Source organism: Bradyrhizobium sp. USDA 4341 (genome assembly GCF_054063755.1).
In genome coordinates this window covers 239,489-255,522 of sequence record NZ_JBSSGO010000002.1, presented here as the reverse complement: position 1 = coordinate 255,522, position 16,034 = coordinate 239,489, and the positions used below count along the sequence as shown (strand labels likewise).

The window sequence follows — 16,034 nt, the reverse complement described above, 5'->3', positions numbered from 1 at the left end:
CTTGAGATGCGCGCAATGCGCGTTCGCCCTGGATTATTTCCGCTTCACGCGCTTCTTCGAAACTGAGGACGGATTTGCGCTCGGCTTCCGTGCCGCCATCTTCTTTCCCGCCACCTTCTTTGCCGCAGGCTTCTTCACCGGCGCCTTCGCCGCCCGCTCAGCCGCTCGCTTCCTCGGCCGCTTGCGCAGCGCGGCGCGCTGGGCGGCGCCGAGGGCGGAACGCGCCCAGACCGCAAGCTCCTCGGAATCATCGAACAACCGCGCCGGCAGTTGCCAGTACGAGTTCACCGTCACCGTCTTGGCGCGCGTCTGGTACTGGAACGGCCCGCAGCCTTCGGCCTCGAATTGCGGGATGGTCTCCTCGTCGGCGCGGAAGTAGAGCCCGGCGCGCAGCGCGAGCGCGAAATTGGTGCCGTCAGCGGAGACGCCGTAGCCAGAAAACATCCGGCGCAGCGTGACCGGGCCGAAATCGGCGAACAGGTCGGTCAGGAATTCGCGGTCCATGCTCCCACCATTGTTCCAGCGCGGCCGAACGCGCCAGCCGCAGCCTGTTGGCAACGCAGTATGGTCGACGACGGCGTCAACACGCAACGATGGAGGGTATCGGATCCAAGGCGCGAGCGCGATTGCGCGCTCGTGAGGGCGCAGCAGCGATCAGACCGTCGCCGGCTTGAGCTGCACCGATTCGCCGCAACCGCAGGCGGAGATCTGGTTCGGGTTGTTGAACACGAACTGGGCCTGCATCTTGTCAGCCTTGTAGTCCATCTCGGTGCCGAGCAGGAACAGCACGGCCTTCGGATCGACCAGGATCTTCACGCCCTTGTCCTCGACCACTTCGTCGGTCGGACGGATCTCGTGGGCGTATTCGACGGTGTAGGATTGTCCGGCGCAGCCGCCGTTCTTGATGCCGACCCGCAGGCCGACGATCTCGGAATCGGCGCGCTTGGTCAGCTCGGTGATCCGGTCCGCCGCGGCATCGGTCAGTCTCATGACCTGCGGGCGCGGCCGCTTCGGCTTGGCTGGGGTCGGTGAGGCTTGTGTCATGTCACTCATGTGGTCAGTCCCAGCGGCAAATCAATTGCCAGTCATTCCAAGATTAAGCTCGATCCCCCCAAAGATTGATCCGATTCGGATCAATCTCTTCTCCTGTGTTTGGTCGCGTTTTCTTCGCGCGAACCGGCAGCCACTTCGCTCGAAAACGCTCTGACGCATCACCACATATTAAGGACGAGGCGCGCCTCATCCGACATCCGGTCCGGCGTCCAGGCCGGATCCCACACCAGGTTGACGCTGACGACGCCGACGCCGGGAACGCTGGCAACCGCGTTCTCGACCATCTGCGGCAACTCGCCGGCGGCCGGGCAGTTCGGGGTGGTCAGCGTCATCAGGATGTCGACCGAGCGATCATCCTTGAGGTCGACCTTGTAGATCAGGCCGAGCTCGTAGATGTCGGCCGGGATTTCCGGGTCGAACACCGTCTTCAGCGCCGCGACGATCTCGCCGCTCATGCGCTCGGTCTCCTCCGCCGGCAGCGCCGAGGTGGTTTCCATGGTGGCCGTCTTGACTTCGGCTGTATCGGTCATGCGAACAATTCCCGCGCCTTGATCAGCGCTTGCGCCAGATGGTCGACTTCTTCCGTTGTATTATACATCCCGAAGGATGCGCGGCAGGTGGCCGTGACGTTGAACCGCTCTAAAAGCGGCATCACGCAATGGGTGCCGGCACGCACCGCAATGCCCTGCCGGTCGATCACGGTCGCGACATCGTGGGGATGCGCGCCCTTCATCTCGAAGGAGATCACCGGCCCCTTGTTGCGGGCGGTTCCGATCACGCGCAGCGAGTTGATCTCGCGCAAACGGTCCTGCGCATAGGTCAGCAGCTCGTGCTCATGCGCGGCAATGCGCTCCTTGCCGATCGAATTGACGTAGTCGATCGCAGCACCGAGCCCGATCGCCTCGACGATCGGCGGCGTCCCGGCCTCGAACTTGTGCGGCGGATCGCCATAGGTGACCCAGTCCTTGGCCACTTCACGGATCATCTCGCCGCCGCCGTTGAACGGCCGCATCGCTACCAGATGCTCGTGCTTGGCGTACAGCGCACCGATGCCGGTCGGCCCGTACACCTTGTGGCCGGTGAAGGCGTAGAAATCGCAATCGAGGTCCTGGACGTCAACAGGCAGATGCACCGCGCCTTGCGCGCCGTCGACCAGCACCGGAATGCCGCGGGTATGCGCGAGCCGGACCACTTCCTTGACCGGAACCAGGGTGCCGAGCGCGTTCGACATCTGGGTGATCGCGACGATCTTGGTGCGCGGGCTCAGGAGCTTCTCGAACTCCTCGATCAGGAAGTTGCCTTCGTCGTCGACCGGCGCCCACTTGATCACGGCACCATGGCGTTCCCGGAGGAAGTGCCACGGCACGATGTTGGAGTGGTGCTCCATGATCGAGAGGACGATCTCGTCGCCCTCCTTGATGTTCGCCCCGCCCCAGGACGACGCCACCAGGTTGATCGCCTCGGTGACGTTGCGGGTGAAGACGATCTCTTCAGTGCGGCGGGCGTTGATGAACTGCGCGACCTTGCCGCGGGCGCCCTCATAGGCCTCCGTCGCGGCATTGGCGAGGTAATGCAGGCCGCGATGCACGTTGGCGTATTCGCTCTTGTAGGCCTCGGTCATGCGGTCGAGCACCGCATTCGGCTTCTGCGCCGAAGCCGCGTTGTCGAGATAGACCAGCGGCTTGCCGTAGATCTGCATGGCGAGCGCCGGGAAATCCTGCCGCACCAGAGCGACGTCATAAGAACCGTTGGCGACCGCCTTGTGCATGCTCACGCCCTCGCCTGAAGCCAACGCTGCGCGGTGGCAATTGCGACCTCGCGCAACGCGTCGCTGGCAATCGTCTCGATCGCCTCGCCGACAAAGGCCTGGATCAGAAGCGCCTGCGCTTCCTTCTCCGGCAGTCCGCGGGCGCGCATGTAGAACAGCAGGCTCTCGTCGAGCGCACCGGTGGTCGCACCATGGCCGCAGGTGACGTCGTCGGCGAAGATCTCGAGCTCGGGCTTGTTGTCGGCTTCCGCGTCGTCGGACAGCAGCAGCGCCCGCGTCATCATCTTGGCGTCGGTCTTCTGGGCGTCGGGACGGACGATGATGCGGCCCTGGAACACGGAATGGGCACGGTCGTCGACGACGGCCCGGAAGATCTCACGGCTCGCGCAGTGCGGCACCGCGTGATCCATGAACAGCGTGGTGTCGGCGTGCTGCTTGCCGTTGATCAGATTGACGCCGTTGGTCTCGACATTGGAGCCTTCGCCGGCGCAGGTGACCGTCAACTGATAGCGGCTGACATGACCGCCCGAGGTCAGACCAAACGTGTTGAAATGGGCGTGCGCGCCGAGCGTTACGGTCGCCGAGGAAATGTTGAAGGCATCGACGCTGTCTTCAACCAGACGCACGTGATCGAGCCGCGCATTGTCGCCGATCGCGACGATCAGCCCGTCATGGGTCTGGTAGGCCTTCGCGCCCTCGCCGGCGAGATAGCTCTCCACCAGCGTCACGCCGGTATCGCGGCCGAGCCGCAGCAGCGAGCGCGTGAACATCGCGGCCGGCGTCGCGCCAGAGGCGACGTGGACGATGTGCAGCGACTGGGCCAGCACCGTGCCATTGGCGACGTCGATGACGACGCCATCGGTCGCCATCGCGCCGTTCAGCGCGATCATGGGATTGGACGTGTCTGACGCAAAGGCCTGCGCGGAAAGCGCGTCCTCGCCGGCGTCGAGCACCTCGCGCAGCGGGCGGATGCTCAGACTCTTATCAAGATTACCGAGGTCGGAGAGGTCGGGCGCGAACGCGCCATCGACCAGCACCAGGCGGCGCACACCGTCGATCGCCCGCAGCTTGATGGCAGCAGCAGCGCGACCCAGAGCTGCTGCATCCGGCGCAGGGGCCAGCGGCAGCACCTCGCGCATCAGCGCGCGCAGGTCGGTGTATTTCCAATCCTCGATCCGGCGATGCGGCAGGCCTGAGCGTTCATAGGCCTCGAATGCCTCGCGGCGCTGATCGGCGATCTTGCCCTTGCCCGGCAGACGGTCGCGTACCACGGCGAAAGCATCGCCCAGCGCGCGCCCGGTCTCGGTCTTTGCAACAACGTTCATCTGAGAACCCGCATTTGTCAGGCAGCGTCTTCGAACTGCGCGTAGCCGGACTCTTCCAGCTCCAGCGCCAGTTCCTTGCCGCCGCTCTTCACCACCCGGCCCTTCGACATCACGTGCACGAAATCGGGCACGATGTAGTTGAGCAGCCGCTGATAGTGGGTGATGACGACCATCGCGCGCTCCGGCGAGCGCAGTGCATTGACGCCGTCGGCGGCGATCCGCAGCGCGTCGATGTCGAGGCCGGAATCCATTTCGTCGAGGATGCAGACGGCCGGCTCGAACAGCGCCATCTGCAGGATCTCGTTGCGCTTCTTCTCGCCGCCGGAAAAGCCGACATTGACGCCGCGCTTCAGCATGTCCTGCGGGATGTTCAGCGACTTCGCCACTTCGCGGACCTTCCTGAGGAAGGCCGGCGACGAGATCTCGTCCTCGCCGCGCGCCTTGCGCTGGGCGTTGAGCGCCGCGTGCAGGAAGTTCCAGGTGGTCACGCCGGGGATCTCGACCGGATACTGGAACGCCAGGAACACGCCCTTGGCGGCGCGCTCATTGGGCGCCATCTCTAGGAGGTCCTCGCCCTTGAACAGGATTTGGCCGCCGGTGACTTCATAGCCGGGCTTGCCGGCGATGACGTGGGAGAGCGTCGATTTGCCGGAGCCGTTCGGTCCCATGATCGCGTGCACCTCGCCCGGGTTCACCGTGAGCGACAGCCCGTGGAGGATCTCGCGCTCCTCGACACGGACCTGCAGATCTTTCACTTCAAGCAGAGACATCTGATTTTTCCTGAGCATCATCCGCAAGGCGCGTCGGCCGCGCCGTTAGCGGGATGGATTAGCCAACCGAACCTTCAAGGCTGATCGAGATCAGCTTCTGCGCTTCCACCGCGAACTCCATCGGCAGTTGCTGCAGCACGTCCTTCACGAAACCGTTGACGACGAGGCCGACAGCTTCTTCCTGCGAGAGCCCGCGCTGGATGCAGTAGAACAGCACGTCCTCGGAAATCTTCGACGTCGTCGCCTCATGCTCGAACGTCGCCGAGGAATTCTTGGCCTCGACATAGGGTACGGTGTGCGCGCCGCATTTGTCGCCGATCAGGAGCGAGTCGCAGGCGGTGTAGTTGCGCGCGCCGGTGGCTTTGCGGTGCGCGCTGACGAGGCCGCGATAGGTGTTCTGCGACTTGCCGGCGGCGATGCCCTTGGAGATGATCCGGCTCGACGTGTTCTTGCCGAGGTGGATCATCTTGGTGCCGCTATCGACCTGCTGGAAGCCGTTCGAGATCGCGATCGAGTAGAACTCGCCGCTCGAATTGTCGCCGCGCAGGATGCAGCTCGGATACTTCCAGGTGATCGCCGAACCGGTCTCGACCTGGGTCCAGGAGATCTTGGAATTCCGGCCGCGGCAGTCGCCACGCTTGGTGACGAAATTGTAGATGCCGCCCTTGCCTTCCGAATTGCCGGGGTACCAGTTCTGCACCGTCGAATACTTGATCTCGGCGTCATCGAGCGTGACGAGCTCGACCACGGCGGCGTGCAGCTGGTTCTCGTCGCGCTGCGGCGCGGTGCAGCCTTCGAGATAGGAGACGTAGGAGCCCTTGTCGGCGATGATCAGCGTGCGCTCGAACTGGCCGGTGTTGCGCTCGTTGATGCGGAAATAGGTCGACAGCTCCATCGGGCAGCGCACGCCCGGCGGCACGTAGACGAACGAGCCGTCGGAGAACACCGCCGAATTGAGCGTCGCGAAGTAATTGTCCGAGGTCGGCACCACGGTGCCGAGATATTTCTGCACCAGCTCGGGATGCTCGCGGATCGCCTCCGAGATCGGCATGAAGATCACGCCGGCCGCCTTCAGCTCCTTCTGGAACGTGGTCGCGACCGACACCGAATCGAACACGGCATCGACCGCGATCTTGCGATTGGCCGATGGCGGGCCGCCGGGCGGCGGCTCGACGCCCTCGAGAACGGCGACTTCGCGGAGCGGGATGCCGAGCTTCTCATAGGTCTTGAGAATTTCCGGATCGATCTCGTCGATCGAGGACAGCGTCTTCTTCGGCTTCGGCGCCGAGTAATAATAAAGATCCTGATAGTCGATCTTCGGATAGTTGACGCGCGCCCAGGTCGGCTCGGTCATGGTCAGCCAGCGGCGATACGCCTCCAGACGCCATTCCAGCATCCAGGCCGGTTCATTCTTCTTTGCCGAGATGAAGCGGACGGTGTCTTCCGACAGGCCTTTCGGGGCCTTGTCGGACTCGATCAGCGTCTCAAATCCATAACGATACTGGTCGACGTCGATGCGCCGGACGCGCTCGACCGTCTCTTGTACAGCAGGCATTCAATCCTCCGCTCGCGGTTTCAAGGACCGCGGTGGATCTCAAGTTCCGAAGTCTCTTACGATGCTTTGAAGACGAAATCACCCGCTTAGAACTGTTCAAGCTGTGTTTCGTCGCTCTCCCTTAACTAAGGTATCGGCGAGCTTTCGCCAAGCCTTGAGGGTCAAATCCACGTCTGTCTCCGTGGTAGACCAGCCAAGACTGAGCCGCACCGCTCCCTGGGACACCTCTGGACGGTATCCCATTGCCTCCAGGACGTGGGACGGCTGGACCTTGCCCGACGAGCAGGCGGAACCGGAGGAGACCGCCACCCCCGCCAGGTCGAATCCGATAACCGCCGTTTCGGCCTTCAGGCCGGGCGCAGTGAACAGAACGGTATTCGGTAACCTCTTTACATCGTCGGAGAACACAACCACGTCCGGCGTCTGCCGCAACCCGTGCTCGAGCCGATCGCGCAGTCCCCTGACGCGCGCGGCGTCGGCCTTCAGCGCCACCATCGCGGCCTTCGCGGCCGCACCAAAGCCGGCAATCCCTGCGACGTTCTCGGTCCCTGCCCGTCGTCCGAGCTCCTGCCCGCCGCCGCGCAGGAACGCCTCCAGCCCTTCGACGCCTTCGGCAAGAACCAGTGCGCCAGCGCCCTTCGGTCCACCGATCTTGTGCGCCGACAGCGTCACGAGATCGGCCTGGGTCGAGGCGAGATCGAACGGGATCTTTCCGAACGCCTGGATCGCGTCGACATGCAGCAGGCCACCGGCCGCGTGGACGATCTCGGCGACGTCAGCCACCGGCTGGATGGCGCCGGTCTCGTTGTTCGCCAGCATCACCGAGACCAGCGCGGGCGCACCGTCGGCCAGCAGCGCACGCAGATGATCGAGATCGATCACCCCGGCGCGCGTGACATTGATAGCGAAGGTGGCCTCACGCGCGAACCGCCCGCCCGCGAGCACGGACGCATGCTCGATCGCGGACACCAGGAGCCGGCTGACCGGCGCGCCCGCACCGCGGCGCAGTCCCGGCGTCAATGCGAGCGCATTGGCTTCGGTCCCGCCGGAGAGAAACACGACGTCCTGCGGCCGGCCGCCGACTGCGTTCGCCACGGCATTGCGGGCATCCTCGACCAGCCGGCGCGCGCGGCGTCCCTCGCTGTGCACCGAGGACGGGTTGCCGCCCAATTCCCATGCCGCAGTCATCGCCGCCTTCGCCTCCTGGCGAAGCGGCGTGGTGGCATTCCAGTCGAGATAGACGCGATCGACCATCGAGCTTGTCCGCGGCAACCACCGTGGTTGCGGCCTTCCAATGCGACATAACGACAGTCGGGCAGCGAGACCAGATCAGAGTCACCAATGCCAGCGATTTTTCACGCTCGCCGGGAGTCCCATCGTGTTGCCTGGCAAGACATCCGCCGGCGCGCCGCGCGCAATAGCAATATGACAAACCAAAACTTCAGGTAGCCAACGAGCAATTCGGCGTGTCGATCCGGATCGCCGCCGACGCGCCGGCTACGCGTGCGTCACGGAGCGGATTAGCCTCTGCCAAGCGGCACAATTTCCTTGATTTTTGCCCCTCGCGTCATGCTAGAAGGCCTTCCAGCGTGCCGCCCGGCGGCGCCTGCGCTGATTTCATCATGAGCCGCTCTGCTCGCGCCCGTCGCCGAAGATGGCTCCAACCGGTTGATTGATCGACGTCAATCAAGGGAACGCGTCAATCAAGGGAACACAATGCCTGAAGTCATTTTCACCGGCCCTGCTGGCCGTCTCGAAGGCCGCTATCACCCGGCCAAGCAGAAGAACGCGCCGATTGCGATGATCCTGCATCCGCATCCGCAGTTCCACGGCACGATGAACCACCAGATCGTCTATCAGTGCTATTACGCGTTCGCGCATCGCGGCTTCTCGGTGCTGCGCTTCAACTTCCGTGGCGTCGGCCGCAGCCAGGGCTCGTTCGATCACGGCACCGGCGAACTGTCCGATGCCGCGAGCGCGCTCGATTGGGCGCAGGCGATCAATCCGGAGGCGCGCGCCTGCTGGGTTGCGGGCTTCTCGTTCGGCGCATGGATCGGCATGCAGCTTTTGATGCGCCGGCCGGAGGTCGAGGGCTTCATCTCGATCGCGCCGCCCGCCAATCTCTACGACTTCTCGTTCCTCGCGCCCTGCCCGTCGTCGGGCCTGATCGTGCACGGCGACAAGGATGCTGTGGTGCCGCCCAAGGACGTCAACACGCTGGTCGAGAAGCTGAAGACCCAGAAGGGCATCGTGATCGACCAGCAGGTGATCCCCGGCGCCAACCATTTCTTCGACGGCAAGCTAGAGCCGCTGATGGAGACGGTGACCGGCTATCTCGACATGCGTCTCGCCAACGTGCGCTGAGTAAAGACCGCTGACCTCGTAGCCCGGATGGAGCCAACGGGTCGCTCGAACGCGCGCCCGATGACAGGCTCCGCGAAGTCCGGGACCACTGGCTCCGCGGTTAGACCTGCCCCGGATATCGCTTCGCTCATGCGGGCTACGGTCCCTACCTACTCCGGCGCGAATTTCAGCGCGGCGATGCCGATCAGCACGAGCGCGATCCCGGCGACCTTCATCGGATTCAAGGCCTCGTTGAACAGCAGCACGCCCATGGTCAGCGTGCCGACCGCGCCGATACCGGTCCATACCGTGTAGGCGACGCCGACACCGAGCACCTGCAACGCGCGCCCGAGCAGGAAAACGAACGCGGCGAGCAGCAGCAGCGAGACCAGCGTCCAGCCGAGGCGCGTATAACCTTCGGCATATTTCATCGAGATGGCCCAGCCGACGTCGAGAAGACCGGCGACGACCAGCGCGATCCAGGCAATGGAGCGCGACATGGCTTACGCGGCAAGCTTCAGCATGTGCGCGCGGTGGCCGACCAGGAACGCATGCAGCAGCGCGGGATATTCGGGTGAAACGGCGCTGCGCACGCTCGGCCGCTGCGCCAGCGCACTACGCCACGCGCGAACTTTTGGCGTGTGGGTGAACACGGCAAGATCGGTCAGTTGGTCGAACAGATCGAAATAGCGGAAGACCGGCGCGAACACCGCATCCACCAGGCTGAACCTGTCGCCCGCGAAGAACGGACCCGCGCCGAGCGCAGCCTCGACGCGCGCGAACTTTGCGGCGACCGCCTGCCGCTTGCTCTCGAAGGTCGCGGCATCGGTCGCGGTCTCGAGCCCCCAGAGGTCGCCGAGAATGGCCGAGCCGAACTCCATCCAGGCGCGATGCTCGGCGCGCGTCAGCGCGTTCTCGGGATGCAGCTTCGCGCCGCCTTGCGTCTCCTCGATGTACTCGCAGATCACGTTGCTCTCGAACAGCGCGACCTCCCTGCCGTCGTCACCGGTCACGACCAGCACCGGCACCTTGCCGAGCGGCGAGATCTTCAGGAACCAGTCCGGCTTGTTGGCGAGATCGATGTCGATCCGCTCGAACGGCACGCCCTTCTCGTGCAGCGCGATCACCGCGCGTTGCACATAGGGACAGAGCTTGTGGCTGATCAGCTTCAGGGCGGCCATGACGAACCTCGCGTTCAATGCAACTGCATCGAATTAAATGCTGCGGCATGGAACTGTCAAGGTAGATGCATTTGCATCTAAATCACGGTCGCGCGATGATGCCCCCGGTCATCGGGATCGGAACCCCCGTGGTGGCGGGGTAGCTCAGCGGCAGGCCCTTCATGCCGCGCGCGGCGAGGAAGCCGAAGGCCTGCGCCTCGATCGCGTCCGCCGCCCAGCCGAGCGCCTCGGCGGGCTCGACGAGCGCCGGCGCCAGGCGCTCGCGCAGCATCCGCAGCATCGTGAGGTTGGAGGCGCCGCCGCCACAGATGATCCAGCTCTTTGGCCGTTTCGGCAGCAGCGGCACCACGCGGGCGATCGCGGCCGCCGTGAAAGCGGTCAATGTCGCAGCGCCGTCGGCCGGCGCCACGGCGCCGAGCTTCAGGCCGGCAAAGTCGTTGCGGTCGAGCGATTTCGGCGGCGGCAGCGCGAAGAACGGCAGCTTGAGCGCCTGTGCGATCCAGGCTTCGTCGGGTTTGCCCAGCGCAGCGAACTTGCCGGCGGTGTCGAACGGCTGATGCATCTGGCGGAACATGAAGTCGTCGAGCAGCGCGTTGCCGGGCCCGGTGTCGCAGGCGATCAACGTGTCGGTGCCGTCGATATAGGTGATGTTGGAGACGCCGCCGATATTGACCACGACGGTCGGCCCCTCGCGGTTCAGCGATTGCGTCAGCGCGCGATGGTAGACCGGGACGAGCGGCGCGCCCTGCCCGCCGGCCTCGACGTCGGCGGCACGGAAATCATGCATCACCGGAATGTGGATCGCCCTGGCGAGCGCCAGGGCATCGCCGATCTGCACCGTCAGCTTCCGCTCCGGGCGATGCAGCACGGTCTGGCCATGGAACCCGACGATGTCGATGTCCTGGGCGGAGATCCGGGTCTGCGCCGTGAAGTTGGCGACCGCCTCGGCATGGGCTGACGTGACGGCCTGCTCGGCCTGCCGCAAGATTCCCGGCCGGGCGTCGCGCTGCGACAGATGAACGGCCTCGGTCAGCGCCTGACGCAGCAGGCTGCGCTCGCTGTCGGTATACGGTCGATAGCCCGTTGGTCCGAAGGCCTTGATCTGGCGGCCATCGGTCTCGATCAGTGCCACGTCGACCCCGTCGAGCGAGGTCCCGCTCATCAGACCGAGTGCCGTTAACATCATCTTGGAAGCGCCCCAGCCGGGAACCCCCGGCTTGTCTCAAACAAGTACATCCTATAATGCCACTGCGCGTCCGCCTGCGGCAGCCTCAAGCGTCAAGGTTCCGCAAATAGATGCAAAAACCGTAAAACAAGAATGATCTGGCTCGCCGACAAATGACTGCATTTAAATCGGATTTCCTGAACACTCTACAGGAACGCGGCTTCGTCCACCAGTGCTCCGATTTCGAGGGCCTCGACGCGCTCGCCGCGAAGGGCGAGGCGACGGCCTATGTCGGCTATGACTGCACCGCGCCGTCGCTGCACATCGGCAACTTCCTCACCATGATGATGCTGTACTGGCTGCAACAGAGCGGCAACAAGCCGATAACATTGATGGGCGGCGGCACCACGATGGTCGGCGACCCCTCCGGCAAGGACGAGACGCGCGCGATGCGTACCGTCGGGGAGATTGAATCCAACAAGGCGAGCATCCGCGGCGTGTTCGCCAAGGTGCTGCGCTATGGCGACGGGCCTTCCGACGCCATCATGCTCGACAACGCCGAGTGGCTGACCAAATTGAACTGGATCGAGATGCTGCGCGACATTGGCCGGCACTTCTCGGTCAACCGCATGCTGACCATGGATTCGGTGCGGCTCCGGCTCGAGCGCGAGCAGGAGATGAGCTTCATCGAATTCAACTACATGGTCTGCCAGGCCTACGACTTCGTCGAGCTGTCGCGCCGCGCCGGCTGCCGGCTGCAGATGGGCGGCTCCGACCAGTGGGGCAATATCGTCAACGGCGTCGATCTCGGCCGCCGCATGGGCTCGCCGCAACTGTTCGCGCTGACCACGCCGCTGCTGACCACAGCCTCCGGCGACAAGATGGGCAAGACCGCCAAGGGCGCGGTGTGGCTCAACGCCGACCAGTTCTCGCCGTACGACTTCTGGCAGTACTGGCGCAACGTCGAGGACGCCGACGTCGTCAAATTCCTCAAGCTGTTCACGATCCTGCCGATGAGCGAGATCGGCAAGCTCGCAGCGCTCGGTGGCAGCGAGATCAACGAAGCCAAGAAGGTGCTGGCGACCGAAGCAACCGCCCTGCTCCATGGCCGCGACGCAGCCAATGAGGCCGCCGAGACCGCGCGCCGTACCTTCGAGGAAGGCGCGCTGGCCGAGACCCTGCCGACGGTTGAAATTCCGCGCGGCGAGTTCGAAGCCGGCATCGGCGTCCTGGCCGCCTTCGTCAAGGCCGAGCTCGTCGCGTCCAACGGCGAAGCGCGCCGGCAGATCAAGGGCGGCGGCCTGCGCGTCAACGATGTTGCCGTCACCGATGAAAAGATGCTGCTGACGCCGGCCAATCTGACGCCGGAAGGCGTGGTCAAGTTGTCGCTCGGCAAGAAGCGGCACGTCCTGCTGAAGCCTGCATAGGCGCATTCGCATTTGACGGTTGCAGGGGGTGCCGAAAGCGCGCTCCCTCCTTTTCGATGGACCAGACCACGCCTCCGAACGACACGCTTGCAACGCCGGCGAAACAGTCGCGCGTCGCGCTGAACGTGCTCGCACTCTGCTTCGTGCTGTCGGTGCTCGGGCGCGGTCTCAGCGACAGCTTCACGGTCTTCCTCAAACCGATCTCGGACAATTTCGGCTGGGACCGCGCCTCCGTCGTGTCGGTCTATTCGCTGACCTGGCTCGCCAGCGGCCTGACCGCGCCGCTGGTCGGACGGCTGTTCGACCGCTCGGGTCCGCGCGTGGTCTATGCGCTCGGCCTGTCGTTGCTCGGTTGCGCCTTCCTCATCGCCTCACGCGCCGAGCAGCTTTGGCAATTCCAGCTCAGCGTCGGCCTCTGCGTCGGCTTCGGCACGGCGCTGATCGGCAATGTGTCGAATTCGATCCTGCTCGGCCGCTGGTTCGGGCCGCGGCTGCCGACGGCGATGGCCGTGATGTATTCGGCAACTGGCGCCGGCCTGCTGTTGCTGCTGCCACTATCGCAGGTGCTGATCGACCGGATCGGCTGGCGCGAGGCCTATCAGGTGTTCGGCGCCGGTGCGCTCTGCCTGCTCGTTCCGCTCGTGTTCCTGCCGTGGCGGCTGCTCGCCGGCGGATCGCCGCACATCGTCAGGAAGGCGCAAGCCGGCCTCGCCGAAGAAGGCTGGACGCTGCTTGCCGCGATGCGCCACCACGCTTTCTGGGCATTGTTCTCGACCTTCTTCTTCACAGCGGTTGCGATGTATGCGCTGACGGCGCAGATCGTCGCCTACCTGATCGATGTCGGCTTCCCGCCGCTGCAGGCAGCCACCGCCTGGGGATTCTCCGGCGTCGCGCTGTTCGTCGGCATGCTCGGCGTATCCACGCTCGACGGCATCATCGGCCGCCGTCCCAGCGTGCTGTTCAGCTACGGCGTCTCGATCATCGGCATCATCCTGCTCTGGCTGTTGCAGTGGTATCCGAACTACTGGCTGCTGACCGGCTTTGTGATCTGCTTCGGCAGCATGATCGGCTCGCGCGGCCCGCTGATCACCGCAACCGCGCTTAAAATCTTCCGCGGCGAGCGCGTCGGCACGATCTACGGGACAATCATGATCGGCAGCGGCCTCGGCTCGGCGCTCGGCTCCTGGGGCGGCGGCCTGATCCATGACTGGACCCACAGCTACAATCCGCTGATCGCCTTCGCGCTCGTCAACGTGGTGCTCGGCCTGATCCCGTTCCTGGTGGTGCCGGCGCTGCGGCGCTAGCGCTCCGCTCGGAGCACGTACGGCAAATAGCGCCGGAGCCCGACAAGACCGATATTGTCGCAAGTGTCGGCTCGATCTAGGCTTCCGCCACCGAGGGGCCTCAATGGATATCAAGCGGGCGCTACCCCATCCCCAACTTCGCAGTGTCCTGCGCTCGTTCGAGGAAAGGCGCGTGGAATTGGGGAGCGCCGTGCTGGCCTGGCCCGTCACCGCGCGGCCGCATCAAATCCTCGATATCCATCTGGCCGAGCCATATCGCGTGCGCATTGACGGCGGCAAGGCCAACACGACGCCGGATGTGGGTATAGTCGGACCGCAAACCTATCGTCGCGCGCATGTCTGCCTGTCGGGCTCAGTCCATGTCTTCAACATTCTCTTTCAACCGACCGGCTTGAACCGATTGGTTGGGATCGACATGACCACTTTGGTCAACCAGGACCCTGCCGCCTCCGATGTTCTCGGCAATTCCGCCACGTCGCTCGGCGATGCCGTGCGCATGGCGCCTGAGTTCGATCTGCGCGTCGCTGCGGTCGAGCGCTGGGTCGAGGCGATGCTCGAGAAGCGCGGCCCCGACTGCGCGATCGCCGCCGCGTCGCGCCGGATGATCGCTGTCCGGGGCCGTACGCGGATCGAGGACCTCGTTGCAAATTCCGGCCTCAGCACCAGCCAGTTCCAGCGTCGTTTTGCGACGCAAGTCGGAATGACGCCAAAGCTGTTTGCGCGAACGATCCGGTTCGACAGGGCGCTGGTCGCCCGCCGTGACGCCCCGAACCGGTCCTGGACCGACATTATCCATGAACTCGGCTATTTCGATCAGGCTCATTTCATCCGCGAATGCCACGCTTTCGCCGGCTTACCGCCGAGCAGCCTCATCGGCGACTGGGACAACATCTTTTTCCCCGGCTGATGACCAAAATTTACAAGCGCTCTCGCTAGCGCTTCGCGCAAGATCTGCCCTCGCAGGAGGCCAACATGGCGGAGAGGATGACGCGAAGCGAATTCGGCGTCGTTGCGGCCGGCATCACGGTCACCGGCCCGAGAACCGGAGCAACGGACATGTCGACCAACCTGGAGCGCTTCAAAGCCATCGTCGAGCGCGGCTTTTCTCAGGGAGATTTGACGGTCGCGGACGAAGTCTGCGCCGAGACGCTGATCGAACATGAGTACCTGTCGAAAACCGATATTCCCGGCCCGCAAATCCTGAAAGCGCAGATCGAGGATGCGCGGCGCAGCATCAAGGACCTGAAGCTCACGATCGAAGCGGCCGCGGAAACGCACGATACGGTGTGGGCGCGAAGCAAGGCAACGGGCATCGACCCGCACTCGGGAAAGCCTGTTGCCATCGATGTCATGGACATCTGCCGATTTGCCGACGGCAGGCTCGTCGAACACTGGGGCGTGCCCGACCGGTTTGCGCTGCTTCATCAGATTGGAGCACTGCCGCCTCCGCCGCAAGGTCGGCCCTAGCGGGAAGCCGAGGCGGCGACGAGAACGACGCCGCGCGAGTTTGGCATCACGGCCGGCATCGCGAGCGCCACTGCCGGGCCGACACCGGAGCGATGGACATGCCGACGAATCCGGATCCCCGCAGGAAGGACAACATGGCATCGCCGCAAATACTCGGCCCGCATGATGGTCATCTCGCAATTCTCGGCGGCACCAGCGCACGCTTCATGATCGACGGGGACGATGTCGGCAAGCGCTTCGCCCTTGTCGAACATCCGATGCAACCGCGCGCTTTGGCAGCGCCCATGCACCGGCATCATCGCGAGGACGAGTACAGCTTCGTCCTCGAGGGCCGCATCGGGGTGATGCTCGGCGACACCGTCGTGATCGGCAATCCGGGAGACCTGATCTTCAAGCCGCGCGAGCAGTGGCACACGTTCTGGAATGCCGGGGACACGCCCGCCCGCGTATTGGAGATCATTTCACCGGCCGGCTTCGAGAACTATTTCCGTGAGCTCGGAGCCGAGTTGAGCAACGGTCCCCCTGATCCGCAGCGGCTGGCGACGCTCTGCGCGCGCTATGCGCTCGACATGGATATGAGCAGCGTCCCCGGTCTGATCCAGCGCTTCGGGGTTCGCTTTCCAAGAGAGCCATCGCCCGCGCCGCAATGATTTGGCATGGTCGACGGCCTCTCCCC

General features: G+C 64.4%; 17 protein-coding genes. 6 read left to right on the top strand and 11 right to left on the bottom strand.

What is annotated here, in order from left to right; translation table 11 throughout:
* Positions 1–33: 33 nt before the first annotated feature.
* The 8 genes from ACVIGB_RS06930 to ACVIGB_RS06895 form a co-directional block, all read right to left on the bottom strand.
* Positions 34–504 (bottom strand): TfoX/Sxy family protein, encoded by a 471-nt coding sequence (locus ACVIGB_RS06930; protein WP_456723271.1) that lies wholly within the window; start codon positions 502–504, stop codon positions 34–36.
* Positions 505–654: 150 nt separating this feature from the next.
* Positions 655–1,044, bottom strand: a complete 390-nt coding sequence (locus ACVIGB_RS06925) for a HesB/IscA family protein (protein ID WP_456725225.1) — start codon at positions 1,042–1,044, stop codon at positions 655–657.
* Positions 1,045–1,211: 167 nt separating this feature from the next.
* Positions 1,212–1,583 (bottom strand): SUF system Fe-S cluster assembly protein, encoded by a 372-nt coding sequence (locus ACVIGB_RS06920; protein WP_092113809.1) that lies wholly within the window; start codon positions 1,581–1,583, stop codon positions 1,212–1,214.
* Entirely contained in the window at positions 1,580–2,827 is a 1,248-nt protein-coding gene (locus ACVIGB_RS06915) for a cysteine desulfurase (protein WP_456723272.1), read from the bottom strand. The genes ACVIGB_RS06920 and ACVIGB_RS06915 overlap by 4 nt, the downstream gene beginning before the upstream one ends.
* Positions 2,824–4,146: a Fe-S cluster assembly protein SufD gene (gene sufD, locus ACVIGB_RS06910; RefSeq protein ID WP_456723273.1), complete on the bottom strand. Its 1,323-nt coding sequence runs from the start codon at positions 4,144–4,146 to the stop codon at positions 2,824–2,826. The genes ACVIGB_RS06915 and sufD overlap by 4 nt, the downstream gene beginning before the upstream one ends.
* A gap of 17 nt (positions 4,147–4,163) precedes the next feature.
* A complete protein-coding gene (gene sufC / locus ACVIGB_RS06905; protein WP_212317492.1) occupies positions 4,164–4,916 on the bottom strand; it encodes a Fe-S cluster assembly ATPase SufC in 753 nt (250 codons plus the stop codon).
* A gap of 58 nt (positions 4,917–4,974) precedes the next feature.
* Entirely contained in the window at positions 4,975–6,471 is a 1,497-nt protein-coding gene (sufB, locus tag ACVIGB_RS06900) for a Fe-S cluster assembly protein SufB (protein ID WP_092113801.1), read from the bottom strand.
* A 96-nt stretch (positions 6,472–6,567) separates the two neighbouring features.
* Positions 6,568–7,725 (bottom strand): cysteine desulfurase family protein, encoded by a 1,158-nt coding sequence (locus tag ACVIGB_RS06895; RefSeq protein WP_456723274.1) that lies wholly within the window; start codon positions 7,723–7,725, stop codon positions 6,568–6,570.
* A gap of 462 nt (positions 7,726–8,187) precedes the next feature.
* Between ACVIGB_RS06895 and ACVIGB_RS06890 the strand changes: the two genes are divergently transcribed.
* On the top strand, positions 8,188–8,835 hold the full coding sequence (locus ACVIGB_RS06890; RefSeq protein ID WP_016843213.1) for an alpha/beta hydrolase: 648 nt from the start codon (positions 8,188–8,190) through the stop codon (positions 8,833–8,835).
* Between the two features lie 149 nt (positions 8,836–8,984).
* On the opposite strand, the gene ACVIGB_RS06885 is transcribed toward ACVIGB_RS06890, so the two are convergent.
* The 3 genes from ACVIGB_RS06885 to ACVIGB_RS06875 all read right to left on the bottom strand — a co-directional run bounded on the left by ACVIGB_RS06885 (position 8,985) and on the right by ACVIGB_RS06875 (position 11,181).
* A complete protein-coding gene (locus tag ACVIGB_RS06885) occupies positions 8,985–9,314 on the bottom strand; it encodes a DMT family transporter (protein WP_456723275.1) in 330 nt (109 codons plus the stop codon).
* A gap of 3 nt (positions 9,315–9,317) precedes the next feature.
* On the bottom strand, positions 9,318–9,995 hold the full coding sequence (locus ACVIGB_RS06880) for a glutathione S-transferase family protein (RefSeq protein ID WP_456723276.1): 678 nt from the start codon (positions 9,993–9,995) through the stop codon (positions 9,318–9,320).
* An 82-nt stretch (positions 9,996–10,077) separates the two neighbouring features.
* Positions 10,078–11,181 (bottom strand): anhydro-N-acetylmuramic acid kinase, encoded by a 1,104-nt coding sequence (locus ACVIGB_RS06875; RefSeq protein ID WP_456723277.1) that lies wholly within the window; start codon positions 11,179–11,181, stop codon positions 10,078–10,080.
* A 152-nt stretch (positions 11,182–11,333) separates the two neighbouring features.
* Here ACVIGB_RS06875 and tyrS point away from each other — a divergent pair, with 152 nt between their 5' ends.
* From tyrS to ACVIGB_RS06850, 5 genes are all read left to right on the top strand, one after another.
* Positions 11,334–12,587, top strand: a complete 1,254-nt coding sequence (gene tyrS / locus ACVIGB_RS06870; protein ID WP_456723278.1) for a tyrosine--tRNA ligase — start codon at positions 11,334–11,336, stop codon at positions 12,585–12,587.
* Between the two features lie 56 nt (positions 12,588–12,643).
* Positions 12,644–13,891: an MFS transporter gene (locus ACVIGB_RS06865; RefSeq protein ID WP_456723279.1), complete on the top strand. Its 1,248-nt coding sequence runs from the start codon at positions 12,644–12,646 to the stop codon at positions 13,889–13,891.
* A 103-nt stretch (positions 13,892–13,994) separates the two neighbouring features.
* Positions 13,995–14,798 carry a helix-turn-helix domain-containing protein gene (locus ACVIGB_RS06860; RefSeq protein ID WP_456723280.1) on the top strand — a complete coding sequence of 268 codons (804 nt, stop codon included), beginning with the start codon at positions 13,995–13,997 and terminating at the stop codon, positions 14,796–14,798.
* A 149-nt stretch (positions 14,799–14,947) separates the two neighbouring features.
* A complete protein-coding gene (locus ACVIGB_RS06855) occupies positions 14,948–15,358 on the top strand; it encodes an ester cyclase (RefSeq protein WP_456723281.1) in 411 nt (136 codons plus the stop codon).
* A 98-nt stretch (positions 15,359–15,456) separates the two neighbouring features.
* Positions 15,457–16,008, top strand: coding sequence for a cupin domain-containing protein (locus tag ACVIGB_RS06850; protein WP_456723282.1), 552 nt, complete (start codon positions 15,457–15,459; stop codon positions 16,006–16,008).
* The last annotated feature ends 26 nt before the right edge of the window (positions 16,009–16,034 follow it).